The organism is Streptomyces sp. NPDC051310, from assembly GCF_044455245.1.
Lineage (GTDB): Bacteria > Actinomycetota > Actinomycetes > Streptomycetales > Streptomycetaceae > Streptomyces.
In genome coordinates this window covers 52,119-77,801 of sequence record NZ_JBITEO010000019.1, presented here as the reverse complement: position 1 = coordinate 77,801, position 25,683 = coordinate 52,119, and the positions used below count along the sequence as shown (strand labels likewise).

23 protein-coding genes, 1 tRNA gene and 1 pseudogene are annotated in these 25,683 nt (G+C 72.2%); 17 read left to right on the top strand and 8 right to left on the bottom strand.

The window, feature by feature from the left end; all coding sequences use genetic code 11:
- The first annotated feature begins 32 nt into the window (after positions 1 to 32).
- The 6 genes and pseudogenes from ACIA79_RS25060 (at position 33) to ACIA79_RS25035 (ending at position 5,548) form a co-directional block, all read left to right on the top strand.
- Entirely contained in the window at positions 33 to 1,352 is a 1,320-nt protein-coding gene (locus ACIA79_RS25060; RefSeq protein WP_399430559.1) for a diaminopimelate decarboxylase, read from the top strand.
- Between the two features lie 38 nt (positions 1,353 to 1,390).
- The gene (locus ACIA79_RS25055) at positions 1,391 to 2,782 is read left to right on the top strand and encodes an APC family permease (protein WP_399430558.1); all 1,392 of its coding nucleotides are present in this window, start codon (positions 1,391 to 1,393) and stop codon (positions 2,780 to 2,782) included.
- A gap of 215 nt (positions 2,783 to 2,997) precedes the next feature.
- Positions 2,998 to 3,399 carry a hypothetical protein gene (locus tag ACIA79_RS25050; RefSeq protein WP_399430557.1) on the top strand — a complete coding sequence of 134 codons (402 nt, stop codon included), beginning with the start codon at positions 2,998 to 3,000 and terminating at the stop codon, positions 3,397 to 3,399.
- 14 nt (positions 3,400 to 3,413) lie between these two features.
- Positions 3,414 to 4,097, top strand: a pseudogene (locus ACIA79_RS25045) (transcriptional regulator); the annotation flags it as partial.
- Positions 4,098 to 4,704: 607 nt separating this feature from the next.
- A complete protein-coding gene (locus ACIA79_RS25040) occupies positions 4,705 to 5,166 on the top strand; it encodes a roadblock/LC7 domain-containing protein (protein WP_399430556.1) in 462 nt (153 codons plus the stop codon).
- Positions 5,167 to 5,173: 7 nt separating this feature from the next.
- Positions 5,174 to 5,548, top strand: a complete 375-nt coding sequence (locus ACIA79_RS25035; protein WP_031068420.1) for a hypothetical protein — start codon at positions 5,174 to 5,176, stop codon at positions 5,546 to 5,548.
- A gap of 12 nt (positions 5,549 to 5,560) precedes the next feature.
- Here ACIA79_RS25035 and ACIA79_RS25030 read toward each other — a convergent pair whose 3' ends face one another.
- Both ACIA79_RS25030 and ACIA79_RS25025 read right to left on the bottom strand, forming a co-directional pair.
- Positions 5,561 to 6,124, bottom strand: coding sequence for a hypothetical protein (locus tag ACIA79_RS25030; protein WP_399430555.1), 564 nt, complete (start codon positions 6,122 to 6,124; stop codon positions 5,561 to 5,563).
- An 89-nt stretch (positions 6,125 to 6,213) separates the two neighbouring features.
- Positions 6,214 to 7,050 carry a MurR/RpiR family transcriptional regulator gene (locus ACIA79_RS25025; RefSeq protein WP_399430554.1) on the bottom strand — a complete coding sequence of 279 codons (837 nt, stop codon included), beginning with the start codon at positions 7,048 to 7,050 and terminating at the stop codon, positions 6,214 to 6,216.
- A gap of 136 nt (positions 7,051 to 7,186) precedes the next feature.
- Here ACIA79_RS25025 and ACIA79_RS25020 point away from each other — a divergent pair, with 136 nt between their 5' ends.
- The 5 genes from ACIA79_RS25020 to ACIA79_RS25000 all read left to right on the top strand — a co-directional run bounded on the left by ACIA79_RS25020 (position 7,187) and on the right by ACIA79_RS25000 (position 11,227).
- Entirely contained in the window at positions 7,187 to 7,621 is a 435-nt protein-coding gene (locus ACIA79_RS25020; RefSeq protein ID WP_399430553.1) for a hypothetical protein, read from the top strand.
- Between the two features lie 164 nt (positions 7,622 to 7,785).
- A complete protein-coding gene (locus tag ACIA79_RS25015; RefSeq protein WP_399430552.1) occupies positions 7,786 to 8,214 on the top strand; it encodes a hypothetical protein in 429 nt (142 codons plus the stop codon).
- Positions 8,215 to 8,274: 60 nt separating this feature from the next.
- Positions 8,275 to 9,726, top strand: a complete 1,452-nt coding sequence (locus ACIA79_RS25010; protein WP_399430551.1) for a hypothetical protein — start codon at positions 8,275 to 8,277, stop codon at positions 9,724 to 9,726.
- 11 nt (positions 9,727 to 9,737) lie between these two features.
- On the top strand, positions 9,738 to 10,355 hold the full coding sequence (locus tag ACIA79_RS25005; protein WP_399430550.1) for a hypothetical protein: 618 nt from the start codon (positions 9,738 to 9,740) through the stop codon (positions 10,353 to 10,355).
- A 23-nt stretch (positions 10,356 to 10,378) separates the two neighbouring features.
- Entirely contained in the window at positions 10,379 to 11,227 is an 849-nt protein-coding gene (locus ACIA79_RS25000) for a histidine kinase (protein WP_399430549.1), read from the top strand.
- A 462-nt stretch (positions 11,228 to 11,689) separates the two neighbouring features.
- On the opposite strand, the gene ACIA79_RS24995 is transcribed toward ACIA79_RS25000, so the two are convergent.
- Positions 11,690 to 13,075, bottom strand: coding sequence for a cystathionine beta-synthase (locus ACIA79_RS24995; protein WP_399430548.1), 1,386 nt, complete (start codon positions 13,073 to 13,075; stop codon positions 11,690 to 11,692).
- A gap of 105 nt (positions 13,076 to 13,180) precedes the next feature.
- On the opposite strand from ACIA79_RS24995, the gene ACIA79_RS24990 reads away from it, so the two are divergent.
- The 3 genes from ACIA79_RS24990 to ACIA79_RS24980 all read left to right on the top strand — a co-directional run bounded on the left by ACIA79_RS24990 (position 13,181) and on the right by ACIA79_RS24980 (position 16,856).
- Positions 13,181 to 14,191 (top strand): SGNH/GDSL hydrolase family protein, encoded by a 1,011-nt coding sequence (locus tag ACIA79_RS24990; protein WP_399430547.1) that lies wholly within the window; start codon positions 13,181 to 13,183, stop codon positions 14,189 to 14,191.
- Between the two features lie 317 nt (positions 14,192 to 14,508).
- Entirely contained in the window at positions 14,509 to 15,729 is a 1,221-nt protein-coding gene (locus ACIA79_RS24985; RefSeq protein WP_399430546.1) for an acetyl-CoA C-acetyltransferase, read from the top strand.
- Positions 15,730 to 16,013: 284 nt separating this feature from the next.
- Positions 16,014 to 16,856, top strand: a complete 843-nt coding sequence (locus ACIA79_RS24980) for a hypothetical protein (protein WP_399430613.1) — start codon at positions 16,014 to 16,016, stop codon at positions 16,854 to 16,856.
- Between the two features lie 131 nt (positions 16,857 to 16,987).
- Here the strand turns inward: ACIA79_RS24980 and ACIA79_RS24975 are convergent, their stop codons facing one another.
- Positions 16,988 to 17,317, bottom strand: coding sequence for a hypothetical protein (locus tag ACIA79_RS24975; RefSeq protein WP_399430545.1), 330 nt, complete (start codon positions 17,315 to 17,317; stop codon positions 16,988 to 16,990).
- A 99-nt stretch (positions 17,318 to 17,416) separates the two neighbouring features.
- Here ACIA79_RS24975 and ACIA79_RS24970 point away from each other — a divergent pair, with 99 nt between their 5' ends.
- A complete protein-coding gene (locus tag ACIA79_RS24970; RefSeq protein ID WP_031068451.1) occupies positions 17,417 to 17,647 on the top strand; it encodes a DUF4287 domain-containing protein in 231 nt (76 codons plus the stop codon).
- Positions 17,648 to 17,771: 124 nt separating this feature from the next.
- On the opposite strand, the gene ACIA79_RS24965 is transcribed toward ACIA79_RS24970, so the two are convergent.
- The gene (locus tag ACIA79_RS24965) at positions 17,772 to 18,668 is read right to left on the bottom strand and encodes a Bax inhibitor-1/YccA family protein (RefSeq protein ID WP_399430544.1); all 897 of its coding nucleotides are present in this window, start codon (positions 18,666 to 18,668) and stop codon (positions 17,772 to 17,774) included.
- A 141-nt stretch (positions 18,669 to 18,809) separates the two neighbouring features.
- Positions 18,810 to 18,891 (bottom strand) — tRNA-Leu (locus ACIA79_RS24960).
- Between the two features lie 485 nt (positions 18,892 to 19,376).
- Between ACIA79_RS24960 and ACIA79_RS24955 the strand changes: the two genes are divergently transcribed.
- Both ACIA79_RS24955 and ACIA79_RS24950 read left to right on the top strand, forming a co-directional pair.
- A complete protein-coding gene (locus ACIA79_RS24955; RefSeq protein WP_031068454.1) occupies positions 19,377 to 20,147 on the top strand; it encodes an ABC transporter ATP-binding protein in 771 nt (256 codons plus the stop codon).
- A 76-nt stretch (positions 20,148 to 20,223) separates the two neighbouring features.
- Positions 20,224 to 22,761, top strand: coding sequence for an ABC transporter permease (locus ACIA79_RS24950; protein WP_399430543.1), 2,538 nt, complete (start codon positions 20,224 to 20,226; stop codon positions 22,759 to 22,761).
- A gap of 97 nt (positions 22,762 to 22,858) precedes the next feature.
- Here the strand turns inward: ACIA79_RS24950 and ACIA79_RS24945 are convergent, their stop codons facing one another.
- Together ACIA79_RS24945 and ACIA79_RS24940 are read right to left on the bottom strand one after the other, a co-directional pair.
- On the bottom strand, positions 22,859 to 24,127 hold the full coding sequence (locus ACIA79_RS24945) for a phosphatidylserine/phosphatidylglycerophosphate/cardiolipin synthase family protein (protein WP_399430542.1): 1,269 nt from the start codon (positions 24,125 to 24,127) through the stop codon (positions 22,859 to 22,861).
- Positions 24,128 to 24,283: 156 nt separating this feature from the next.
- Positions 24,284 to 25,579, bottom strand: a complete 1,296-nt coding sequence (locus ACIA79_RS24940) for a class I SAM-dependent methyltransferase (RefSeq protein WP_399430541.1) — start codon at positions 25,577 to 25,579, stop codon at positions 24,284 to 24,286.
- Positions 25,580 to 25,683: the final 104 nt, after the last annotated feature.

The window sequence follows — 25,683 nt, the reverse complement described above, 5'->3', positions numbered from 1 at the left end:
GCTGCCCGACGCCGGGTGATTGGCTGGGGGACATGGCTCCCCACCGCCGCGATCAGGCCGTACGAGCAGCCGTCGACCAAGCCCTCCTCACGCCGGCCACGCCCGTGGCCGCCCTCCTCGACCTCGCCGGCGTCCGCGCCTCCGCCGCCGCCCTGCGCGCGGCCTTCGCCGGTGTCACCGACGCGCCCGTCCTGCACGCCTTCGCCGTCAAGGCATGCCCCCTGGTACCCGTGCTGCGCCTGCTGCACGAGGAGGGGCTCGGCGCGGAGGTGGCCAGCCCCGGCGAACTGGCCCTGGCCCGCGCCGCCGGCGTCGCCCCGGAGCGGATCGTCCTCGACTCCCCCGCCAAGACGCCTGCCGAGCTGCGCGAGGCGCTGGCCCTCGGGATCGCCGTGAACGCCGACAACCCGCAGGAGCTGGCCCGGCTCGACGCGCTCGTCGCGGGGGCGCCCACCCGCTCCCCGCTCGGGCTGCGCGTCAACCCGCAGATCGGCGGCGGCACCATCGACGCCCTGTCCACCGCCACCCCCACCTCCAAGTTCGGCATCGCGCTGCGCGACGAGGGCGCCCGCGCCCGGGTCGTGCGGGCCTTCCTCGACCGGCCCTGGCTGACCCGGCTGCACACCCACTCGGGCTCCCAGGGCATGCCGCTGCCACTGCTCGTCGACGGCGTCCGCGCGGCGTACGAACTGGCCGAGGAGATCAACACGGCCGCCGGGCGCCGCCAGGTCGACACCCTCGACATCGGCGGCGGCCTCCCGGTGAACTTCGCCTCCGACGAGGACACCCCCACCCATGCCGAGTACGCCCGGCTCCTGGCCGACGGCATCCCCGGCCTGTTCGACGGGCGCTACGGCCTGGTCACCGAGTTCGGCCGGTCCCTGCTGGCCCGGCACGGCACGGTCCTCGCCCGAGTGGAGTACACCAAGACCTCCGGCTCCCGCCGCATCGCCCTCACCCACGCGGGCGTCCAGGTCGCCACCCGTACCGTCTACGACCCGGCCTCCTGGCCGCTGCGGATCGCCGCGTACGACGCCGCGGGCGAGCCGAGGACCGGCCCGGCCGTCGACCAGGACGTGGCGGGGCCGGCCTGCTTCGCGGGCGACCTGCTCGCCGTGAAGCGCCCCCTCCCCCTGCTGGAGCCGGGCGACCTGGTCGCCGCGCTGGACACCGGCGCGTACTACTTCGCGCACCACTACGGGTACAACTCACTGACCCGGCCCGGCGTGTACGGCTTCACCGTCCGCGAGGACGGGTCGGTGCGCTTCGCGACCGTGCGGGAACCGCAGACCGTGGCCGAGATCGTCGCCGAGGCAGGTGGCGGACACCCGGACGTACTACTCCGCGACTGACCGGGAATCAGCCGGACCCCGGAGGGCAGAACTCCCGCATGCCAGGAGAAGAGACCACCCCCCGCGGCCCCGGGGAGCCCACGGGGCCGGGCGAGCCCCGCGGGGCCGCGCCGGCGCCCCCGCTCAAGCGGGCCATCGGGCCCAAGCTGCTGCTCCTCTTCGTCATCGGCGACATCCTGGGCACCGGCATCTACGCCACCACCGGCAAGGTGGCGGGCAAGGTCGGCGGTGCGCTCTGGCTGCCGTTCGTGATCGGCTTCGTCGTGGCGGTCCTGACGGCGGCGTCGTACGTCGAGCTGGTCGGCAAGTACCCGAAGGCCGCCGGTGCCGCCCTCTACACCCAGAAGGCCTTCCGGGTGCCGTTCCTGACCTTCATCGTCGCCTTCATGGTGATGTGCTCGGGCCTGTCGTCCGCGAGCGCCGCCGCGCGCGCCTTCAGCGGCGACTATCTCGCCGAGTTCACGGACGCGGTGCCGCCCACCCTGATCGCGATCCTGTTCATCGTCGCCCTCGCCGCCCTCGCCCTGCGGGGCGTGTCGGAGTCGGTGAGGACGAACGTCGTCCTGACCCTCGTGGAGCTGACGGGTCTGGTCATCATCCTCGCCATCGGCGCGTGGGCGGTGCTGACCGGCGAGGGCGAACCGTCGCGGCTCGGCGAGTTCCAGGCGAGCGGCGCCGGATACGCGCTGCTCAGCAGCGTGCTCGGGGCGACCGCACTGGGCTTCTTCGCCTTCGTCGGCTTCGAGGACTCGGTCAACATGGCCGAGGAGACCCGCGACCCGGTCCGCACGTTCCCCCGGGCGATCTTCACCGGCGTCGCCGTGACCGGCACCGTGTACGTCCTCGTCGCGCTGGTCTCCTCGCTCCTCGTCGACCACCGCACGCTGGAGAAGTCCAGCGGACCGCTGCTGGAGGTGGTCAAGGCGGGCGGGCTGGACTTCCCGCCCAAGGCGTTCGCGCTGATCGCGCTGTTCGCCGTCACCAACTCCGCGCTCATCAACATCATGATGGCGTCCCGCCTCTGCTACGGCATGGCCAACGAGCGGATCCTGCCGCGCGTCATGGGCCGCGTCCTGCCGGTGCGGCGCACGCCCGTGACCGGCACCCTCTTCGTGACGGCGCTGGCGATCGGGCTGGTGTCGACCGGCGAGATCGCGGGGCTCGGCGACACCACGGCGTTCCTGCTGCTGTGCGTCTTCGCCGTGGTCAACACCGCCGTCCTGGTGCTGCGCCGTGACCGCGTCGAGCACCCGCACTTCCGCACACCGACGGCGCTGCCGGTCCTGGGCGCGATCACGGCTCTGATTCTGGCCAGCCCCCTGGCGGACCGGGAGGCGGACGTGTACATCAGAGCCGGAGTCCTGCTGGCGATCGGCATCGGGCTGTGGGTGCTCAACAAGACGGTGATGCGCGTACGCGGGGAGGCGTAGGCGCGGGACGGAGCGCGGGCGGCCTGCGGGCGGGCGCGCGGGCGTGACGGACGCGCACGGGCGGGACGTACACGTCGGGACGTCGGGCGAACCCTAGCGCCTCGGGGGCATGTTCCAGCCGCAAATGCCAGAACTCCCCCTGAGCGAGCGAACGTTGAGTAACGTCGCCGTCACAGCCGTGTCCCACGCAACGGGGAAATGGGAGGGGAGCCCGCGTGCCCGGAATCGACGAGTGCCTGCTCGAAGCCATGACCGTGCCGGGTGCACGGGGCGCGGCCCTCGTCGACTGGACCAGCGGGCTCGCCCTCGGCGTGATCGGCGACTCCCCGGTGGGCGACCACGAGACCACCGCCGCCGAGACGGCCGAACTGGCCCGCGCGGCGGCCGAGTACGAGTCGTTCGCCCCCTCCGACGCGGCGACCGACGAGTTGCCCAAGGGGCAGCCCGTCGAGGACGTCATCGTCACCACCCGCACCGGCTACCACGTCCTGCGCTTCGTCGAGACGACCTTCGACAGCAGCGTCTTCCTCCACCTGTGGCTCGACCGGTCCACCGGCAACCTCGCCATGGCCCGCATCCGCCTGCGCGACCTCGCGGAACGGCTGGTCCTGGGATGACCGTCGTCTCACCGATGCTGCTGCGGCTGGCCGCCGAGCGGGCCACCGGCGCGCTGCTGCGCGACCACGGCACGCTCTACCTGCTCGACGGGCGCGTCGTGCACGCGGAGAGCCCCGTCGCTCCGGGCGTCGACGTCCTGCTCACGGCGGGCGGACGGCTGCCCCGGGGGAGCTGGGACGAGGCGGTCGCCCGGGCCGGGGCCCGCCACGCGGTCGGGCGGTTCCTGGTCGACAGCGGACGGCTCGGCGACGGCGAGCTGGAGATATGCCACCTGGGCGCCCTCTTCGACGCGGCGTTCTTCGCGCTGACGCCCGGCAGCGGCCCGGCGCGCTTCCGGTACGGGGTCGGGCACTGGTTCGGCACGGTGCGCCCGGTCTCCGTGGCGGAGGTCGAGCGGGAGACCCTGCGCCGCCGGGAGCTCCTGGACGGCGTCTGGCCGTATCCGGCCGTCGACACCACGCCGGTGGTGCGCCGCGCGGGCGCCCCCGGCCAGCCGGTGACCGCCCGCCAGCGCGAACTGCTCGGGTACGCGGACGGGACGCGTACACCGTCCGACCTGGCGCGGGTGCTGGGCCGCCCCGCCTTCCACACGCTGCTCGACGTGCGGCGGCTGGCGGCGGCCGGTCTCGTCGCCACACCGCTCGACGCCCCGTCCGCCGAAGGTCCGGCCGGCGAGCCCCCCGCGCCCGCGCTTCCGCGGCCGGGCGCCCCGGACCCCGGCGCCCCGGACCCCGGATCCACTCCTTCCGGCTTCACTCCCCCCGCCTCCGCGGACCCCGGCGCCCCGGACCCCGGATCCACTCCTTCCGGCTTCACTCCCCCCGCCACCACCCGCCCCGGTTTCCCTCACCCCGGCTCCGCGGGCGCCGCAGGGAGGGTGCCCGGCCCCCGGGTGCCCGACCAGTGGGGTCCCGACCGGTGGAACGCCGACGGGCGGGGGCCCGGCCGATGGCAGGCCGGCCCGTGCGGCCCCGGCCCCTGGGACCCCGGGGCTCCGCCCGGGGCGGCCGGGGCGTCCGTACCGCACCTTCTGCCCCCGCCCCCCGGCGGGCCGGCCGGCGGCGGGCCACCGCCGGTGCTGCCCGTCCGCCGGCCCGGGCGGGACCCGTACCCCCCGCAGGCCCCGGCAGCCTCGTCGGCCCCGCCCGTTCCACCCGTCCCGTCCTGGGTCGGGGACATCGCGCCCGACCCCGACATCGCCCTGCTCCGCAGGCTCCGCGACGCCCTGGAGGCCCAGCTGTGACGCCCCACACCGAGTCATGAGGCGCGCCCTGCGACAGCGCGCCGGAAGGAGACAGGTGGTCATGACGGCGGCCGAAACCGAAGCGCTCGGCGAGGTGCTCGGCGAGCTCAGACGCCTGCGGGCCCGCCTCCCGCAGCTGACCGGGGCCCTCGCGGCGAGCGCCGACGGCCTGGTCCTCGCCCACGACACCGGCGACAGGGGCGCGGCGGAAGGCGTGGCCGCGCTCACCGCGGCCGCGCTCGGCGTCGCCCTGCGGCTCACGGACACGACCGGCCAGGGCGGCTTCCGCGAGCTGCTCGTCCGGGGCGACCAGGGCTACGTCGCGACGTACGCGGCGGGCGGCTCGGCCGTGCTGACCCTCCTGGCGGAGCCCCGCATCAACGTCGGCCGGCTGCATCTGGAGGCCCGGCGCTCCAGCGCCCGCATCGGCGAACTGGTCGACGGCGCGCTGGAGCGCCGGGACCGCGAGATCACCGCCACCCCCGTACCACCCCGCCCGTCCCATAAACCGAAGGAAGCGTGAGAGGTCCATGGCCAACATCGAAACCGCCCTCAAGGAAGCCACCACCGGTATCGACGGTGCCCTGGGCGCCGCTCTCGTCGACTACACCAGCGGCATGGCCCTGGGCACGCTCGGCGGTGGCAAGGAGCTCGACCTGAACGTCGCCGCCGCGGGCAACACCGACGTGGTGCGCGCCAAGGTCCGCACCATGGAGATGCTCGGCCTCAAGGAGGAGATCGAGGACATCCTGATCACGCTGGGCAGCCAGTACCACCTCATCCGGCTGCTCAAGAGCCGCGGTGGCACCGGCCTGTTCCTGTACCTCGCCCTCGACAAGGACCGGGCCAACCTGGCGATGGCCCGCCACCAGCTCCGGCGGATCGAGTCCGAGCTGGAGGTCTGAACGCCGCGACGTTCAGCGGCGGCGCCGCGCCCCGCCGGGTGCGGCGTCGCCCGCGGCGATGCCCGTGATGCGGTACGCCTCGACGGGCCGGCCCGCGGGCCCCTTGGCGAGCCGGTCCACGGGCACCCACAGCAGCACCTCGCACCCGCTCTCCCGGCGGCCCAGCCGGACCGCCTTCAGCCACAGCCCCGCACCGGCGCCCGCCAGGCACAGCCCGCCCGCGCCGGGCAGCACGAAGGACGAGCCGAGCGCGGCGAGGAACGCGAGCAGCAGCCACCAGCGGCGCGACCGCCGCCAGTTGCGCACGGTCACGGCCCGGTCCTGGAGGAAGTCGGCGCGGGCGGCCCGTACGGCCCCGTCCGCCAGCCGGGTGTAGCGGCCGTGCCGGGCCAGCGCCACGGCGGCGGCGGTCACCAGGAAGAGCGCCGCTCCGGCGAGCAGTCCGATGCGCCGCCCGGTCATCCCGGGCACCAGCGCGCCCACCCCGGCGGCCAGCAGCCCCGGCCACCACAGAGGGGCCGCCCCGGCCCGTACGACCACGGCCACCCTCGCCAGCGCCTGCCCTCCGCGCCCCACGTCCGCCTCCCTGCTCGACCTGCGTGTGTGCGGCGGGAGCGTAACGCCCGACTCTTAAAGTCTCCTGAGAGGAAGCCGGTCCGGGCGTGCTACTCGACGAACAGGCCGCGTGCGGCCGCCGCGGTGTCGAACTCCTCCAGCCGCGCCTGCGCGTCCGGCAGTCCGTCGCACATCGTCTCCAGCAGCACCCGGCCGAGCAGCATCGGCGCGCAGGCGGTGTCGAAGGCGAGGCCCGTGCCGACGGCGGCGGGCAGCAGGACGTCGCTGTGCTTGGCGACCGGCGCGAACGCCGATTCGGCGACCGTCACCACCGTCAGCCCGGCGGACCTCGCGTACGCCAGGGCCTCGACGACCTCGCGGGGATGGCGGGGCAGGGCGAAGCACAGGAGCACCGTCGCCCCGGCCCGTACCGCCCCGTCGATCCGGTCGGTGAGCATCGTGCCGCCCTCGTCCAGCAGGCGTACGTCGGGGTGGACCTTGCCCGCGAAGTACGCGAAACCACGCGCCTGCGAGGAGGCGGCGCGCAGTCCCAGCACGGGCAGCGGTCGCGAGGAGGCCAGCAGCCGGCCGGCCCGCTCGACGGGGGCGGGGTCGGCGAGCAGCTCGGCGAGGTGGCGCAGGTTCTCGATCTCGGCGTGGACGGCCTGCTGGTACTCGTTGAACCCGGAGCCGCTCGGGGCCGGCTCGGCCGGGGCCACCTCGCGCAGGTGCTTGCGCAGCGCCGGGTAGCCGTCGAAGCCGAGGGCGACGGCGAAGCGGGTGACCGACGGCTGGCTGACCCCGGCGAGCTCGGCCAGTTCGACGCTGGACAGGAACGGCACGTCGGCGGCGCGCCGCACCATCCAGTGGGCGATCCGCCGCTGGGTCGGCGTCAGCCGGTGCCCCTCGAAGAGCGCCTGGAGCCGTGCGCCCGGGGTGTCGCTCATGCCGGTCCCCCTGTCCTTCGCCTGGTCTATTCAGTCACCCCAGTGACTGAATAGACCATATGCAAGAGCCGGGGCCCGGCGAAAGCGGGGGCTAGCCCCACCGACACGGCGCCCGGACCCGCCTAGCGTGGAGGGCATGGAGACCCGCGACACGGAACTCAAGCGCGACCTGGACGCCACCCTCCAAGCCCGCCGCGAGCTCGGCACGGAGTACGAGTCGGCGCTGATCGAGTCCTTCCTGGAGAAGGTGGAGGAGCGCCTCGACAGCACGATCGACCGGCACGTCCGCCGGGGGCTGGCCGAGCGCCAGCTCACCGTGGCCCGGGACGGCCGGGCGGGCGGCTCCGGGTCGCCCGGCGGCTCCGGGTCGCCCGGCGGCTTCGGCGAGCGGGTCGGGTTCGCGGCCGTGTCGCTGGTCCTGGCGGTTCCGCTGTCCGCGATAGCGGTGTCCCACACGGGCCTCGCGGGCCTGGTCGTGACCTGGCTGGGCATCGTCGGCGCGAACGCGGCGCAGGTCGCCCGCGGCCTGTCCCGGTGGCCCTTGCGCCGCCCTCAGAGCACGGACCGGTAATCCGCTCGCATTCTCCACCGGATCCTCACAGCCCCCAATCCGCTTGCCTGGCAGCCGTGTTGTCCGGCACATCGCAGGTCTTTCCGGTACGGCCGGTTCCGTCATCTCCAGCACGCCGCACATACAATGCGACACACCTTTGATCAACAGCCACGGGGGTCGGCATGGGATTCGACGAGGAATGGGCGCAGCTGCGGGCCGAGGCCGCTGAGCGGCGGGGGGCGTCGATGCGGCTGAACCAGCTGCCCGCCGACCAGGGCGGCGGGGGTGCCGGCGGGAAGATGGCGTCCACACCCTCCGAAAAGCGCGCGGCCGCCAACACCATCGAGACCACTCTGGTGCCGGACACCAAGAAGGCCACCGACTGGGCGGACGAGGCCACGACGGGCGCCATGGGAGCGCTCAAGGGCTGGGAGACGGCAACGGGCCTCAAGACCGTCCAGGACACGTGGGACAAGCAGGTCAAGACCCTGATCGGCCGCCTGGACCGGGAGAAGGGCGCCCTGCGGGCCACCGTCACCACCCTGACGGGCGTCGATGTGGGCCGCGGTCAGCAGATCGGCAGCATCCCGTCGAACATCAACACGTACTGACCGGCCGTCATGTACGTGACCCGTCCGATGCCGATGCACCGTCGCCCGTAGGGAACCACCATGCTGACGTACCACGAGATCATGTCGACCGACTTCGGACCTCTCAACACCGCTGCCGACAAGTGGCAGTCGATGGCGGACGAGATCCACAAGGTGGAGCTCGCCTACCGGGACAGCGTCCAGAAGATCACCCTGGGCCCGCAGTGGCTGGGTGAGAGCGCCACCGTGGCGCACACCAACTTCGCCGCCACGCGCTACGAGTACCAGGCCGCCCAGACCCAGGCCAAGGCCACCGCCACCCTGCTGCGCAACGCCCATCAGCAGTTCGTCGAGCTGAAGAAGCAGCTGGAGAACGCCCGCGCGGACGCCGTCAAGGCCGGGATGAAGGTGTCCGAGCAGGGCAACGTCGCCTACGACTGGGACAAGCTCACCCCGGCCGAGCGCACCGCGGCCCGCCACGACCCGGACCACGCCCGTACCGTCCGCGAGAGCGAGCAGTCCTGGGCCGACTACATCAAGGCGTGCGTCAAGGCCGTCGACGACGCCGACAAGGACCTGAAGAAGGATCTGGAGGCCGTCGTCAAGGACGGCTACGGCAACAAGAACGACGAAACCCTCGGCACCGGCTTCAACGGCGATGCCGGCAAGGTGTCGCAGGCGGACGACAAGCAGAAGCAGGACCGTACGCAGCTCGCCGCGCTGAAGATCCGCGACAACGAGACCCTCGAGGACTACCTGCTGCGCCTGCAGCGCACCGGTGTGGAGAAGATCAGCGGCAGCAAGGAGATAGCGGATCTCTTCGCAGCCGTCCAGAAGGGCACGATCACCGCCGGGGCCTTCGCCAGGGCTATCAGCAAGAGTGGCTCGTCCGGCTTGAAGCTGTACAAGTACCTGAAGAAGGAGAAGCCGATCACCGCGGCCGGCACCTTCCTGGGGAGCCGCATCAACGCGCGGATCGCCTCCGCCGCCCCGGGCAGCTTCTGGAGCCGTATGCCACCCAATCTGGTGGGCGCCCTCACCGGCTCGGACGAGGCCGCCAAGCTCGCGTACGCGAGGGCCGGCTCCGCCTTCGTCCCCACAGCGGCCGAGGCCAGCCTGATCACCGTCGCCAAGAACGGCGGTCTCGCGGAAGCGGCGAAGACCGCGGGCTGGCTTCGTGGCGCCGGTGTGGTGGGTGGCGTCGCGGCAACCGCCTACGGTCTGGCGAACCTGAGCACATACAACGGGGACATGATCAAGGCCGACCCGGCCAAGTTCGCCTCGGACCTCAGCGGCACGGCCTTCAACGGCTCCCTGACCGCGCTTACCGTGGCACCCAGCCCGGTGACGCTCGGTCTAACGATCGGCACGGGCGTGGTGTACGCCGGCTGCTTGATCTGGGACAACCACGAGGCCATCGGCGACGGGATCGAGAAGGCGGGCGACTGGATCGGCGACAAGGCATCGGACCTCGGGGAAGGCATCTCCAGCGGTGCGAAGAAGCTGGGCAGCGCCCTCAATCCGTTCGACTAGCGAAAGATCCCATGCACACCACCATCACCCCGTTCACGCTCACCTTCTGGAAGGGGGAGCGGCCTCCGGGCAAGCCGCGGCCGCGCGGCTGGCAGGGTACGTCTCCGGAATACGGGGACATCCGCGTCCTCTGGCCCGCGCCTCCCCACGTCGACGAGCGCATCGCCACACAGGTGAGCGGCGAGCTCATTCCGACGGTGACCCTGGAGACCCGCGGCATCCACGCCGAGCTTTTGGTGCTGCCGTCCCTGAACCGCTCGACCGTGCGCGTGGGCGACGGCCTCGCGTCACTGAGCCGGAACAGGTTCGCCATGACGAAGAGGGGCCGTTCCCTGCGCATGACGTACCTGGGTGACCACTACAGGCTGACCGCGATCGACCGGAAGGCGTACACGCTCGCGCGGACGCCCGACGCCGACGACCCCGGCGTCGTCCTCACGGTGCGGCAGTCGGGGCTCGGGAAGGGCAAGAAGGTCTCCGTCCAGGCGAACGGCCGGGTCCTGCCCGCCGATCTGGCCCTGGCGGTCCTCTTTTCCGGAGTCGACCGGGCCGTTCTCACCAGGGGAGGCGCGGTGCGCGCCGGCATCGCGAGGATCTCCCACTTCTGGGCCGAGACCTACACCCCCTGACCGCGACTAACAAATGAGTGTGTATGCCTTCGTTCGACATTTCCCGGTCCCGGTTCCGCCTGGCCGACGATCACCTCATCGTGCTGTGCGAGGTCGCGGCCGGGAACGAGGTGCCCGAAGATCTGGCCACCGCCCGTAAGGAGCTGGTGGACAGCGGCCTGATCAACCCGGGTGGTGAACTGGTCCATTCGCTCCTGCCGCTGCTCAAGACGGTCCTGAATCCCGGGGTGGTCATATCCCTGGAGGCGGGCGGCCGGCAGGGCGAACTGCGCCACGGCATGCTCATCGGTGAGGACCACGTCGTCGCCCACGAGGCGTGGCCCGGCACGGACGAAGCCGAGTACTCCCTCGTGCAGCCGAAGATGCTGGTCTGGAAGCTCGCCGACATGGTGAACCTCCAGCAGTCGCCGGCCTCCCACGACACGGCACTCTCCCTCCTCGACACCACCGTCGGCACGGTCGAGGCGGGCCTCGCAGGTCTCGACGGCGCATCCCGGGCCCGGTCCGGCGAGGAGGAGCGGGCCCTCGTGCACCGCTCCATCACGACGGGCGGCCCCCTCGCCGAGCCCTCGGCCACGCACCTCGCGGAGCTGATCTGCGAGCTGCGGTCGAGCTGGCGCATGACCGCCGCCTGGCGGGGGACTTCCGGGGAGCAGGCGGGCGTCTCGGCGCGCGGTTTCGCGGTCTGGGACTGCGGCCCCCTGGGCTACTGGCTGCGGGAGCTCCCCGAGGAGCCGGTACCCGCCGAGCGCATCACCCCGACGAGCCCGTTCCGGCTCGTCCGCGTGGACGCGAAGACCATCTGGACGAGGATCACCGAGCTCCTCCCGGACCAGGCGGAAATCCGCTCGGCCGCCGCCCCGGTGGCCTGAACCCGCCGACACCTGTTCGGCCCCGCCCCCGGGTACCCCTGGCGCAGGGGCGTCGCCATGGGTACCGGGGGCCGGCCCGGTGGGCCTCCCGGCTCGCCCCCGGGTACCTGCGGCGAGTGAGGCGAAGGGGCGCGGCGGTGTCGAAAGGGAGAACGCGCGGAGGTTCCGAGGAACGAGGAACCGAGCACGATCGACCGTCGACACCGGCAACAGGCGCCCCGGAGCCGAACCGAGCCCTGATAAAAGCGCGGGGACCGCCGCACCCCCGTTACCGGGGGGCGGGACGACGGCGGTCCCCGCGGGGGACACGGGCCCGGGTCAGGGCCGGTCTCCGCGTCCGCGGCGTGCATGGAGGTCCGGGAGCCGCTCCGGAAGTTCCTGACGCCGACACGGACAACAGTGCACGAGCAGTGTTAAGCGGGTGCTGCCGCCACATGACGTGCTCGTACCGTTTGCGCGAAGCTACTTTCCGTCCTTGGCGAGGAAGGACAGCAGGTCCTGACGGCTCACCACACCGGTGGGCTTGCCCTCGACGAGCACGATCGCCGCGTCCGCCGTACCGAGGACGGACATGAGGTCGGCGACCGGTTCGCCCGAGCCGACCTGCGGCAGCGGCGAGCTCATGTGCTTGTCGAGCGGGTCGTCGAGCGAGGCCCGCTTGGTGAACAGGGCGTCCAGGAGTTCCCGTTCGACGACGGAGCCGACGACCTCGGCGGCCATGACGTCGGGGTGGCCGGCGCCCGGCTTCACGATGGGCATCTGGGAGACGCCGTACTCGCGCAGGACGTCGATGGCCTCGCCGACCGTCTCCTCGGGGTGCATGTGGACGAGCTTGGGGATGTCGCCCTCCTTGTGCCGCAGGACGTCCCCGACGCGGGCGGACGGACCGGTGTCCTCCAGGAAGCCGTAGTCGGCCATCCACTCGTCGTTGAAGATCTTCGACAGGTAGCCCTTGCCGCTGTCCGGCAGCAGGACCACGACGACGTCGTCCGGGCCGAGCCCTTCCGCCGCGCGCAGCGCCGCGACGACGGCCATGCCGCAGGAGCCGCCGACGAGGAGGCCCTCCTCCTTGGCGAGGCGGCGCGTCATCTGGAACGAGTCCTTGTCCGAGACGGCGATGATCTCGTCGGTGACGTTCCGGTCGTACGCGCTGGGCCAGAAGTCCTCACCGACACCCTCGACCAGGTACGGACGCCCGGAGCCGCCGGAGTAGACCGAGCCCTCCGGGTCGGCGCCGATGACCCGGACCTTGCCGCCGCTGACCTCCTTCAGGTACCGGCCGGTCCCGCTGATGGTGCCGCCGGTGCCGACGCCGGCGACGAAGTGGGTGATCCGCCCGTCCGTCTGCTCCCACAGCTCGGGACCGGTCGTCTCGTAATGCGAGCGGGGGTTGTTCGGGTTGGAGTACTGGTCCGGCTTCCAGGCGCCGGGCGTCTCACGGACGAGCCGGTCGGACACGTTGTAGTAGGAGTCGGGGTGCTCCGGGTCGACCGCCGTGGGGCAGACCACGACCTCGGCGCCGTAGGCGCGCAGGACGTTGATCTTGTCGGTCGATACCTTGTCGGGGCAGACGAAGATGCACTTGTAGCCCTTCTGCTGGGCCACGATGGCGAGGCCGACGCCGGTGTTGCCGGACGTCGGCTCGACGATGGTGCCACCGGGCTTGAGGGCACCGCTCTGCTCGGCCGCCTCGATCATGCGCAGGGCGATCCGGTCCTTGACCGAGCCGCCCGGGTTGAAGTACTCGACCTTGGCGAGGACGGTGGCCTGCAGGCCCGCGGTCACACTGTTGAGCTTCACCAGCGGGGTGTTGCCGACGAGGCTGATCATCGAGTCGTGGAATTGCACCGTAGTTCTCCGGGGTCTCCGTAATGGTCCCGCCAGCGTATGCGTAGTCGGAGGCGGTTACGGGGCAGTTAGCTCTTGTACGGCCTGGAGGAGGTGGTTGCCCCGATGTCGAGGGCGAGGGTGGCGCGACGGATCGCCGCGGGTGCGGCGTACGGCGGCGGGGGCATCGGGCTTCTCGGCGCCGCGGCGGTAGGGGTCCTGCTGGCCGAGATGCAGCTGGCGAAACGTTCCGTGAGCGGCGGGACGGCACCGCTTCCGCCGGCGGCGGACGGGCTGTACGGGCGCGGCTTCCAGGGGGCCGGTGAGCCCATCCGGATGGCTCTTCTGGGTGATTCCACGGCGGCGGGCCAGGGGGTGCGGCGGGCGGGCCATACACCGGGCGCGCTGCTGGCCTCGGGACTGGCGGCGGTGGCGGAGCGCCCCGTGGAGCTGCGGAACGTGGCGCTGCCAGGCGCCCGGTCGGACGACCTGGAACGCCAGGTCGCGCTGTTGCTGGCGCGTCCGGGGCGGGTCCCGGACATCTGCGTGATCATGATCGGTGCGAACGACGTGACGCACCGCATGCCGCCGACGCAATCGGTGCGCTACCTGTCCACGACGGTGCGCCGGCTGCGCACGGCGGGCGCCGAGGTGGTGGTCGGCACCTGCCCCGACCTGGGCACCATCGAGCCGGTCTACCAGCCGCTGCGGTGGCTGGCCCGGCGCGCGTCGCGCCAGCTGGCGGCGGCGCAGACGATCGTGGTCGTGGAGCAGGGCGGCCGTACGGTCTCGCTGGGCGACCTGCTGGGGCCGGAGTTCGCGGCGAACCCGCGCGAGATGTTCGGCGCGGACAACTACCACCCGTCGGCGGAGGGCTACGCGACGGCCGCGATGGCGGTCCTGCCGACGGTGTGCGCGGTGCTGGGCGTCTGGCCGGAGGAGGAGCGGCTCGACGCGGACCGCCGGGAGGGCATGCTGACCGTGGCGCAGGCGGCCGCGGAGGCCGCGGAGGAGGCCGGTACGGAGGTCACGGGCGCCCGCGCGCCGTGGGCCCTGCTGAAGCACCGCCGCCGCCGGCGCCTCCCCCCGGTCACGGACCCCGCCCCGGCGCCGCCGTCCCGGGACCACCGCCCCTGACCCACGACGCCCCTCCGCGGGACGGCCCCGCGGCCCCGGTGGCACCGGAGCCGCGGGACCCGGCCGCGCACGCTTCAGCGCGCCCGGAAGGGTGGCTGCCACCCCTGCGGCCCCCAGGGGCACGGGTGCCGCGGCCCGGGGACGCAGGCTCCGGAGTGCCCGGAGGGGTGGATGCCACCCGCGGCGGGAATAACGCTGCCTGAGCGAGCGCTTAGAAATGCGGTGCTCGTCACACGTTCCGCCCGATGACCTTCGCGATACGGGCGGGTAACTTCCCTGACAGGTCCGCCATCCGCCTCACCGCACCTGGAGCCCCGATGCCCGAAGCCGTGATCGTCTCTGCCGCCCGATCCCCCATCGGCCGGGCCTTCAAGGGCTCGCTGAAGGACCTGCGGCCGGACGACCTGACCGCCACCATCGTGCAGGCCGCGCTCGACAGGATCCCCGAGCTCGACCCGCGCGACATCGACGACCTGATGCTCGGCTGCGGCCTGCCCGGCGGCGAGCAGGGCCACAACCTCGGCCGGATCGTCGCCGTGCAGATGGGCATGGACCACCTGCCCGGCTGCACCGTCACCCGCTACTGCTCGTCGTCCCTCCAGACGTCCCGCATGGCCCTGCACGCCATCAAGGCGGGCGAGGGCGACGTCTTCATCTCGGCCGGCGTCGAGATGGTGTCCCGCTCCGTGAAGGGCACCAGCGACGGCCTGCCGGACACCCACAACCCGCTCTTCGCCGAGGCCGAGGCCCGGACCGCCGCCCGCGCCCAGCAGGAGGGCGCCGACTGGCACGACCCCCGCGAGGACGGCCTGCTGCCCGACGCGTACATCGCGATGGGCCAGACCGCGGAGAACCTGGCCCGGCTGAAGGGCGTCACCCGCGAGGACATGGACGAGTTCGGCGTACGGTCGCAGAACCTCGCCGAGGAAGCCCTCAAGAACGGCTTCTGGGAGCGCGAGATCACCCCGGTGACGCTGCCCGACGGCACGGTCGTCTCCAAGGACGACGGCCCGCGGGCCGGCGTCACCCTCGAAGGCGTCCAGGGCCTGAAGCCCGTCTTCCGCCCCGACGGCCTGGTCACCGCCGCGAACTGCTGCCCGCTGAACGACGGCGCCGCCGCCCTGGTGATCATGTCCGACACCAAGGCCCGCGAGCTGGGCCTCACGCCGCTCGCGCGGATCGTCTCCACGGGCGTCTCCGGCCTCTCGCCGGAGATCATGGGATACGGGCCGGTGGAGGCGAGCAAGCAGGCGCTGCAGCGCGCCGGACTGACCATCGGCGACATCGACCTGGTCGAGATCAACGAGGCCTTCGCGGCGCAGGTCATCCCGTCCTACCGGGACCTGGACATCCCGCTCGAGAAGCTGAACGTGAACGGCGGCGCCATCGCCGTCGGCCACCCCTTCGGCATGACCGGCGCCCGCATCACCGGCACGCTGATCAACAGCCTGCAGTTCCACGACAAGCAGTTCGGCCTGGAGACGATGTGCGTCGGCGGCGGCCAGGGCATGGCCATGGTCATCGAGCGCCTGAGCTGAGCCTGAGCCGATCCGGAGCCGAGTGCGGGGCCGCCCGGGGCGGCCCCGCACCGGGCGTTCCAACCCCGTCGCGTCCCAGCCGTGACCGAATCTCCCCCAGGATGTGACCTATATCCCGGGGGAGATTCGTTTCTGCAGGTCAGCGCCGGTTTCCGCGAAATCGCAAGGGAAAAAGACCTGTCCAATTCGTGACGTAATGCACTGACAGGGGGCGCGGGGTCACGACAAGCTGATGTAGGAAGTGCGGGGGATCGATTGAAACCGGGAGTAAGTCAGTGAGCGCCATGTCTCTCGCCCTGCTGCTGACCACGGCCACCGCCACGGCCGTGGGCGCCGCTGCCCTGCACGCCGCCCACGGGCTGCGCAGGCAGGTGGCCGCTCTGCGCAGCGAGCTCGCCGCCGCGAACGGCACCACCGGCCGGACCCCCGCCGTACCCCATGCCCGCTCGACCACCGACGACATACGCGCCGCCGTGGCCGAGGCCCTCGCCGAGGAGCGGGAGCGGGAGCTCGCCGAGGCGCGGGCCTTCTGGGCCGCCCAGGAGGCCCGCGACGCCTCCGACGCGCCCGGCACGCTGCTGGGCGGCGGCCTGCCCGGTCCGGGCGACGACGGCCCCTTCTTCGTCCCGCGCCAGGCCGATCTGGCGGGCCTGGACGCGCTGGACCTCGACGGCGACGACACGGACGCCGAGTACGCGGAGTTCGCCGCCGAGTACGAGCTCCCGGAGTTCCCCGAGGACTCCCCCGAGCTGGCCGCGGCCCGCCGCCGCCATCCCTCGCACCCCGACTTCGTGCCGGTGCAGACGCCCGTCGTGACCGACCACGAGCGCACCGTCGCCCGGCTGGAGGAGCTGGCCGAGACCCGCACCGCGCTCACCGACGTACGCCCCGGCCCGCTCGGCACGCTCGACGTGTACGTCTTCGCCGACGGCACCACGCTGTGCATGACCCCCGGCCACCGCGAGACCGCCGAGCGCCTCGCGGACTGCCTGCGCAAGGGCGGTGCGCCGGTGCTGCTGGGCGGCTCCGGCCTCTCCGGCGGCTACGCCCTGACCTTCTCCTGCGGCGAGGGCGACGACGCCGAGAACGTCTACGTCCTCGCCGACCGGGTCATCGCCTCGCTCTGACCCCGCAGCGCCGCCCGGGGAGCACCCGCCCCGCACGGCCCCCGCGCCGGCCCGCCCGGAGCCCCGCCGGCCCCACCCGCGCCGGCCGCCCCGGAGTCCCGCCGGCCCCTGGAGCCCCGCGGGCCCGCCCGCTACAGCGCAGCCCTCGCCGCCGCCCGGCGCACCGCCTCCACGGCCTCGTCCAGCTCCGCCGCCGCGGGCCCGGGCGGGGCCGTTCGCAGAATCTCCGCCAGATCGTTGCTGGCCACCACAATCTGGTCCGCGACGGCGAAGACGCCCGCGTCCGGCATGATCCGCGGCTCCGCGCCCGGCTCCTCCAGCCGCTGCGCCCGCACCGCCAACTCCCTTGCCAGCGCCAGCCCTTCGGCCGCCGCGCCCCGCGTCAGGCGGCTCTGCGGCGCGGCTCGCAGCCGGTCGGCGAAGCGCTCGACGGCGGCGGTCAGTTCAGTCGTGTCAACCACGCCGCGACCCTATGCGCCGGGACGGCACTGTTGCCAATACGCCCCCGCTCGGGCACGGTGACGGGAAGGAGCACACGCGCACAGCGTCCGGAGGCGCCGATGTCCCAAGTCTTCTCCGAAGAGACCCACCGAAATCTGCTCTCGCGCATTCCCGCCTGCACCGGTCGTGAAGTGGCCGACTGGCTTCGCACCGTAGAGGAAGGCCCTTCCCTCCTCCGCTTCGAGGAGAAGGTCAGCTGGCTCCGGGGCGAGCACAACCTGGCGTACGGGCATGCCAAGGCGATCATCCACGAGTACGACCTGCGCAGGGCCGCGCGCAAGCTGCTCTAGACGGCGGCGGTGACACCACGGTCACACGGGCAAGGCCCCGTCCCGGCTCTCGCCGGTACGGGGCCTTGCCGTGGGCCGGGGTCACCGCCGGACCCCGTCGGGCCCGCGAGCGGGCCCGGACGCGTCAGTCGTCGCCCTGCAGGATCGAGATCAGCCGCAGGAACTCGAGGTAGATCCACACCAGGGTCATGGTGAGGCCGAAGGCCGCCAGCCAGGACTCCTCGCGCGGGGCGCCGTAGGTGATGCCGTCCTCGACCTGCTTGAAGTCCAGGGCCAGGAAGCACGCACCGAGGATGATGCCGATGACGCCGAACATGATGCCGAGACCGCCGCTGCGGAAGCCCAGGCCGTCACCGCCGCCGAAGAGCGCGAACAGGGCGTTCACGGCCATCAGCAGCACGAAGCCGATCGCGGCCGCCATCACGAAGCCGTAGAAGCGGCGGGTGACGCGGATCCAGCGCATCTTGTACGCGATGAGGACACCGGCGAAGACCGCCATGGTGCCGAGCACCGCCTGCGGGACCGCGCCGGCCGTGACGTACGTGGAGACGGCGCTGGAGATCACGCCGAGGAAGACGCCCTCGAAGGCGGCGTAGCCCAGGATCAGCGCGGGCGACGCCTTGCGCTTGAACGCCTGCACCATGGCGAGCACGAAGGCCACCAGGGCGGCGCCGATGCCGATGCCGTAGGACTTGCCGAGGTTCGCCGGGTCGACGGGCAGCAGGAGCCAGGCGAGCGCCGCGGTGACGAAGACCGTGCCGAGCGTGATGGCCGTGCGGGTCACCACGTCGTCGATGGTCATCGCGCCCGGGCGGGCCGGTGCCTGCGGGAGGCCCGTCTGCGCGTCCTGCTGCGGGGCGTACGGGTTGGTGGCGTACGGGTTGGTCGCGTACGGGTTCTGCGCGTACGGGTCGGTTCCAGCGGCGGGGCCCCCGGCCGGCTGCTGCGCGTTGAAGCCCGCATAGCCGCCGTTGTCGCGGCTGAACCCCCGTCGCGAGAAGACCGGGTTGCTGCTCCTCATCTCACTCCTCCATGGCCGCCGTGCGCGGCCTTGAGACAAGAGTAATGGGGACGCAAAAGAAACACCCTAGTGCTCCGGGAGGATCTTTCGGACCGTAACGGAGAAAGGGTGTGGGACCGCTCCCGGGGCGGCGGTCGTGAGTGCCCGGAGCCGGACTCGAACCGGCACGGCCCGAAGGCCAGCGAGGTTTAAGCTCGCCGTGTCTGCATTCCACCATCCGGGCGCGGCACGCGGCTCCGCGTTGGCACACGAGCCTATCCGGACGCGTCCCCCGAACAGCGGAAGAGTGGCCCGATGTTGTCTTATTTTATTGACGCTTGAGGGAGCGTCAGCGCAGGTGGAGGGCGTTGCACAGCAGCGACGCGGGGCTCGCGGCCGCAAATATGTGCGCAAAGGAATGACGGAAAGTCGCCGCCTCCGCACGGGCGGCAGCCCCCGTCCGCCCCGGGGTCCCGGCGGGGGGCCGCGGGCCGGGCCCTGCCCCCTCGGCGGCCGGGCATACAGGCGCCCGCGCAGGGGTCCGGGGCGCCGCGGGCGGCCCCGGCGGTCTCAGGGGCACCGTCATACCTCAGGAGGAGGGGCGGGCCCCCCGGTCCGACTCCAGGCTGCCCCGGGAACGGGCATGCGGGCGGACGTCCCGGGGGGTGGCCGCAGCAGACGATGGACGGGTCCTCGCAGCACAGAACCGCCCCGACAGGAGCCCCCCTCGTGACCACGACCCCCCTCGCTCACCGCGCCACCACGGTGGCCGCCCGCGCCACGGATCTGTCCAAGGTCTACGGACAGGGCGAGACCCAGGTGGTCGCCCTCGACCGGGTCACCGTCGAGTTCCGGCAGGGCGAGTTCACCGCGATCATGGGGCCCTCCGGGTCCGGCAAGTCGACGCTGATGCACTGCGTGGCCGGTCTGGACACCTTCAGCTCCGGCTCGGTGCGCATCGGGGAGACCGAGCTCGGCACGCTCAAGGACAAGCAGCTCACGCAGCTGCGCCGGGACAAGATCGGCTTCATCTTCCAGGCGTTCAACCTGCTGCCGACGCTGACCGCGATGGAGAACATCACGCTGCCGATGGACATCGCGGGCCGCAAGCCGGACAAGGAGTGGGTGCGCAAGGTCATCGACATGGTGGGGCTGTCCGCCCGCCTGTCGCACCGGCCCGCCCAGCTCTCCGGCGGCCAGCAGCAGCGCGTGGCGGTCGCCCGCGCCCTGGCCTCGCGCCCCGAGATCATCTTCGGTGACGAGCCCACCGGCAACCTGGACTCCCGGTCGGGCGCCGAGGTGCTGGGCTTCCTGCGCAACTCGGTCCGTGAGCTCGGCCAGACGGTCGTGATGGTCACGCACGACCCGGTCGCCGCGTCGTACGCGGACCGCGTGGTCTTCCTCGCCGACGGCCGCATCGTCGACGAGATGCTCCGCCCGACGGCGGACGGCGTGCTGGACCGCATGAAGGAGTTCGACACCAAGGGCCGCACCAGCTGACGCCCGGGCCGGCGCACCCGCTCCGGCCGCCCGCACGCCTCCGCCTCACCGGACACCCACCCCAGGACCTCACCTCATGTTCCGTACCGCCCTGCGCAATGTGCTCGCGCACAAGGCCAGGCTGCTGATGACCGTGCTCGCCGTCATGCTCGGCGTCGCCTTCGTCTCCGGCACCCTGGTCTTCACCGACACCCTCTCCCACGCCTTCCGCAACCAGGCGGCCAAGGGGTACGACGGCGTCGCCGTCGCCGTCACCTCCTACGGCCCGCCCCCCGGGCAGGCGCAGAACCAGCAGCCCGGCATCCCCGCCGCCACGGTCGACAAAATCGCGAAGATCGACGGCGTCGCCGGGGCGTCAGGGCGGGTCGACGGCTTCGCCGGGGTCGCGGACCCGAGCGGCAAGCTCATCGGCAACGGCTGGACCAACAAGGGCGCCAACTTCGCCCCCGGCAAGGACGGCAAGGACGAGCGCTACTCCTTCGTCGAGGGCGCGGGTCCCGCCCGCTCCGGCGAGATCGCGCTCGACAAGGCCACCGCCACGGCGGGCAAGTACGAGGTCGGCGACACCGTGCGGGTGGCCACCAACGGGCCGGTGCACGAGTACACCCTCTCCGGTGTGTTCACCACGGACGACGGCCAGGTGAGCGCGGGCGGCAGCCTCGTCCTGTTCGACACCCCCGTCGCCCAGAAGCTCTACCTGCAGCCGGGCTTCTACCGGGACGTCACGGTCACCGCCGCCCCCGGCGCCTCCGACCGGAAGATCCTCGACCAGGTCGAGCCCCTGCTGCCCGAGGGTGCGGAGGCCAAGACCGGCGCCGCCCTCGCGGCCGAGGAGGCGAAAATGATCGAGGAGGGCCTGAGCGGCCTCAACCAGATGCTGCTCGGCTTCGCCGGCATCGCCCTCTTCGTCGGCGTCTTCCTGATCTCCAACACCTTCTCGATGCTGGTCGCCCAGCGCACCAAGGAGCTCGCGCTGATGCGCGCCGTGGGCGCCTCGCGCCGACAGATCACCCGCTCGGTGCTGCTGGAGGCCGTGGTGGTGGGTGTTGTCGCCTCGGTGGTCGGCCTCGCGCTCGGCCTGGGGCTCGCCGTGGGCCTGCGCTCCGGCATGAACGCCTTCGACCTGAAGGTCCCGGGCGGCCCGCTGATCGTCTCGCCGACCGCGATCCTCTCCGGTGTCGCCGTGGGTGTGCTCGTCACCGTGGTCGCCGCGTACCTGCCGGGCCGCCGGGCCGCGAAGATCCCACCGGTGGCCGCCATGAACAGCGTGCACGCCGCGCCGACGACCAAGTCCCTCGTGGTGCGCAACACCATCGGCGCGATCGTCACCCTGCTGGGCACGGCCGTCATCCTGTGGGGCGTCTCGATCGGCAAGGACGGCAAGTGGACCGTGGCCGGCGGTGCCTTCCTGGGCCTGATCGGGCTGATCATCCTGATCCCGCTGCTGTCCCGCCCGGTGATCGCGCTCATCCGCCCGCTGCTGGTCCGCCTGTGGGGCGTCTCGGGCAAGCTCGCCGGCCAGAACGCCGTCCGCAACCCGCGCCGCACCGGTGCCACCGCCTCGGCGCTCGCCATCGGCCTCACCCTGGTGACCGGCCTGTCGGTGATGGGCGTCTCGATCGGCGCGGCCCTGGACCGTACGACGACGGACCACATCAAGGCCGACTACATGGTGCAGATGGCGGCCGAGGGGATGAGCCTGGACCAGTCCGCGCTCAAGGCGGTGCAGAAGGCGAAGGGCGCGGTCGCGGTCTCGCCGCAGCAGGCCTCGTACTTCGACCTGGACGGCGTGAGCCGCTCGGTCTCCGGTGTCGTCCCCGGCGACTTCGAGAAGGTCGTGAAGGTACGGGTCGTCGACGGCTCCCTCTCCTCGCTCGCCCAGGGCCGCATCGCGGTGGAACGGGAGACGGCCGCCAAGAACGGCTGGCGGACCGGTGAGTCCCTGCCGGTGAAGTACGACGACGGGAAGACCGGCACGCTCACCATCGGTGCGACGTACGAGGAGAACGACCTCGTCTCGACCGTCATCGCCCCGCTGTCGGTGCTCGACCCGCACGACCCCAAGCCGTACATCCCGCAGATCTTCGTGAAGATGGACGGCGGCGAGAGCGCGGCCGGCGAGCAGGCGCTGGTCGACGCGCTCGGTCAGAACCCGGCCATCAAGGTGATGGACAAGCAGGACATCCGCGACGAGTTCGGCGGCATGATCAACATGATGCTGAACATCATGTACGGCCTCCTCGCCATGGCCCTGATCATCGCGGTCCTCGGGGTCGTCAACACCCTCGCCATGTCCGTCTTCGAGCGCCAGCAGGAGATCGGCATGTTGCGGGCCATCGGCCTGGACCGCCGCCGGGTCAAGCGGATGATCCGCCTGGAGGCCGTGGTGATCTCGCTCTTCGGCGCCCTGGTCGGGGTCGCGATGGGCAGCTTCCTGGGCTGGGCCATCGGTCAGACCCTCAAGGACTCCATCCCGGGGTACGCGATGGTCATGCCGTGGGACCGCATCGGGATCTTCCTGCTGCTGGCCGCCCTGGTGGGTGTCCTGGCCGCGATGTGGCCGGCGCGCAGCGCGGCGAAGCTGAACATGCTGAACGCCATCAAGGCCGAGTAGTCCGCGCCCGCACGCGCCGGAGGGCCGGGTTCCCCATGGGGAGCCCGGCCCTCCGGCCGTTGCCGCCGCCGTCCGTACGGGCGGGCGGCGGTGCGGGTCAGCTGCCCGCGCAGTAGCTCATGAGCTGCACGTGGTTGGCCTTGTACTGGTCGAAGACGGCGGCATTGTCGATCTTCAGCAGTGTCTCGTCGTTCGACCGCAGCGCCTGGTACGAGTAGTTGTGGCTGCCGGTCCAGACGATCTTCTTGCCGGCGACACCGTCGTACACGCCGTTGACCAGCAGGTACTTGGAGTGCAGACCGATGTTGCCGGTGCGCCCGGCGGGCGGGGCCTCCCAGCACTCCACGCGCTGGGTGAGCTGCCCGGAGAGGATGCCCTCGACGGTCCTGCCCATGGAGTTCACACCGTCGCCGCCGCCGTTGGGGTCGCTGTCGTGGGCGAGGATCACCGAGCAGCCCGCGTCCACCATGGAGACCATCTTGTCGGCGATCTGGGTCCGGTAGAACAGGTTGGCCGCGATGCGCACCTCGGAGCCCGCCGCGCAGTTCACCTTGTCGAGGATCAGCTTGACCGTGTCGGTGGAGGCGTCGGTCTGGTAGGTGGTGCCGGACGTCTCCTTGCGCGGGAAGAAGTACGCCTTGTACGCCGGGTTCGTGGCGCTGATCGGCGTCTTGTAGTAGTGGCTCAGGCCGGCGCCGGCCGCGTGGGCGACCTGGTCGTCGAAGTAGGCCCGGTAGATGTCGTAGAGGCCCTTGTCGACGAGGGTCACCGCGTTGTTGTGCAGGCGCTCGCGCTGGTGGGTCGTCAGGTTGAACGAGGTCTGCACCACCACGTTGTCCGCCCCTCCGGTGTGGGAGAAGAGGACGAACTTGTTGTGGTTGATCGGGTAGTCCGGCGAGCCGTCGGACTTCGTCAGCGGGCGGGTGCCGATGCAGCCGCGGTTCCTGCCGCAGTCCAGCAGCCACGACGGCTGGGTCCGGTCGGTGCCCAGCGCGGTGCGCAGGGTCTCCAGCTCGCCGCCCTCGGTCACGGTTCCGGAGGAGAAGTGGTCGAGGATCACCTGCACGGAGACGCCCCGGTTCTTGGCCGCGATCAGCGCGTCCCGGACGGGGCCGTCGGTGAAGGTGTACATCGACATGCGCACCGAGCTGCCCGCCGGGGCGTCGCCGATGAGCGAGACGAGGTGGTCGCGGATCCTGTTCTGGTCGGCGGCCGTCCCCGCGGGGTCGTTGAAGACGGCCCCGGGCGTGACGGTGACCGCGGCGGCCGGGGTGGGCGCGGCGAGAACCGCGGTGAGGGCGACGACCAGCCCGAGGAGCCAGGATCTGCGGTGCGGTTGCACACCGACCTCCAGTACGTACGGCAACCCATGGTGAGTGCATGACAAATGGGGCATTGCGGACCCACGGGACGCGGGGCGCAGGCCCCGGAGCTCCGGAGCCGGCGCCCCGCCGGGCCCGGACGTGAACATATCCCAGCGGCCGGGCGGACCTGCGGGCGCCCGGCGGCGCAGGGGCAACCCTCAGGCAGTGCCCCAGGTCCGCGCGCGCAGCGGCATCCCCGAGGCGCCGGACTGCGGCGTCTTCACGGCGAGGACCTGGTTGACCCCGATCCGGTTGCGCTCGAACGAGACGGCGGACGCCGCCATGTACAGCCGCCACACCCGCACCCGCCCGGGCGAGGTCAGGCGTGCGGCCTCGGCCCCGTGCGCCTCCAGATTGGCCACCCACTGCCGCAGCGTGAGGGCGTAGTGCTCGCGGATCGCCTCCACGTCGCGCACCTCGAACCCGGCGTCCTCCAGGGTGGAGGTGGTGCGGCCGACGGGCGCGAGCTCGCCGTCGGGGAAGACGTAGGCGTCGATGAACTCGTCGACACGGTAGGCGGATTCGTCCGGCTCGGGGCGGCGCGAGATCTGGTGGTTGAGCAGCCGGCCGCCCGGCTTGAGCAGGGCGTACAGGTCGTCCGCGTACTCGCGGTAGCGGACGGCGCCGACGTGCTCGGCCATCCCGATCGAAGAGATCGCGTCGTACGGCCCGTCCGTGACGTCCCGGTAGTCCTGGACCCGGATCTCGACCCGGTCGGTGAGGCCCTCGTCCGCGATCCGCTTGCGGGCGAAGGCCGCCTGCTCGTCCGAGAGCGTCACGCCGACGACCCGGGCGCCGTACTCGCGGGCGGCGTGGATGGCCATGGAGCCCCAGCCGCAGCCCACGTCCAGCAGCCGGTCGCCCTCCTTCAGGCCGAGCTTGCGGCAGATGAGGTCGAGCTTGTCGCGCTGCGCCTGCTCCAGGGTGCCGCCCTCGCTCCAGTACGCGCACGAGTACACCATCGAGGGGCCGAGGACCAGCGCGTAGAAGTCGTTGCCGACGTCGTAGTGGTGTCGGATGGCCTCCTTGTCGCGCCGCTTGGTGTGCAGCGGACCGGTGCGCCGGCGGACCTCCTCGGCGGGCGGCGGGGGCGGCGGCCACGGCCCCGCGATCCTCACCAGCTCGCGCAGCGCCCTGCGCACCCGCGGGTCGCGCACGTAGTGCACGGCGTCCTTCGCCTCGCCGCCGCGCTCCCAGAGGAAGCCGGCGAGCCGGTCGAGCGCCTCGTACAGGTCTCCCTCGACGTCGATCTCGCCGCTGACCCAGGCCCGGGCGAGGCCCAGCTCGCCCGGCTTCCACAGCATCCGCCGCAGCGCCCGCCGGCTGCGCACGACCAGTACCGGGCCGCCCGGAGGCCCCGCCTCGCTCCCGTCCCAGGCGCGGATCCGCACCGGCAGGGAAACCCCCAGCAGATCCTGGGCGAGAGTGTTCAGCCGCGACGCGGCGTCGGCCATGGTGACACCTCCGTGATTCGGATCCCGGAAAAGCTCGTCACCACGTAAACACCCAGAGCAACCGGATGCAGTCCCGTCCGACGCAATGGGCGGGCAAAAAATCG

Coding starts and splice junctions, on each gene's coding strand:
- ACIA79_RS25060 (WP_399430559.1), top strand. CDS start 33: ATGGCTCCCCACCGCCGCGATCAGGCCGTACGAGCAGCCGTCGACCAA.
- ACIA79_RS25055 (WP_399430558.1), top strand. CDS start 1,391: ATGCCAGGAGAAGAGACCACCCCCCGCGGCCCCGGGGAGCCCACGGGG.
- ACIA79_RS25040 (WP_399430556.1), top strand. CDS start 4,705: ATGACGGCGGCCGAAACCGAAGCGCTCGGCGAGGTGCTCGGCGAGCTC.
- ACIA79_RS25035 (WP_031068420.1), top strand. CDS start 5,174: ATGGCCAACATCGAAACCGCCCTCAAGGAAGCCACCACCGGTATCGAC.
- ACIA79_RS25025 (WP_399430554.1), bottom strand. CDS start 7,050: ATGAGCGACACCCCGGGCGCACGGCTCCAGGCGCTCTTCGAGGGGCAC.
- ACIA79_RS25020 (WP_399430553.1), top strand. CDS start 7,187: ATGGAGACCCGCGACACGGAACTCAAGCGCGACCTGGACGCCACCCTC.
- ACIA79_RS25015 (WP_399430552.1), top strand. CDS start 7,786: ATGGGATTCGACGAGGAATGGGCGCAGCTGCGGGCCGAGGCCGCTGAG.
- ACIA79_RS25010 (WP_399430551.1), top strand. CDS start 8,275: ATGCTGACGTACCACGAGATCATGTCGACCGACTTCGGACCTCTCAAC.
- ACIA79_RS25005 (WP_399430550.1), top strand. CDS start 9,738: ATGCACACCACCATCACCCCGTTCACGCTCACCTTCTGGAAGGGGGAG.
- ACIA79_RS25000 (WP_399430549.1), top strand. CDS start 10,379: ATGCCTTCGTTCGACATTTCCCGGTCCCGGTTCCGCCTGGCCGACGAT.
- ACIA79_RS24990 (WP_399430547.1), top strand. CDS start 13,181: ATGTCGAGGGCGAGGGTGGCGCGACGGATCGCCGCGGGTGCGGCGTAC.
- ACIA79_RS24985 (WP_399430546.1), top strand. CDS start 14,509: ATGCCCGAAGCCGTGATCGTCTCTGCCGCCCGATCCCCCATCGGCCGG.
- ACIA79_RS24980 (WP_399430613.1), top strand. CDS start 16,014: ATGTCTCTCGCCCTGCTGCTGACCACGGCCACCGCCACGGCCGTGGGC.
- ACIA79_RS24970 (WP_031068451.1), top strand. CDS start 17,417: ATGTCCCAAGTCTTCTCCGAAGAGACCCACCGAAATCTGCTCTCGCGC.
- ACIA79_RS24965 (WP_399430544.1), bottom strand. CDS start 18,668: ATGAGGAGCAGCAACCCGGTCTTCTCGCGACGGGGGTTCAGCCGCGAC.
- ACIA79_RS24950 (WP_399430543.1), top strand. CDS start 20,224: ATGTTCCGTACCGCCCTGCGCAATGTGCTCGCGCACAAGGCCAGGCTG.
- ACIA79_RS24940 (WP_399430541.1), bottom strand. CDS start 25,579: ATGGCCGACGCCGCGTCGCGGCTGAACACTCTCGCCCAGGATCTGCTG.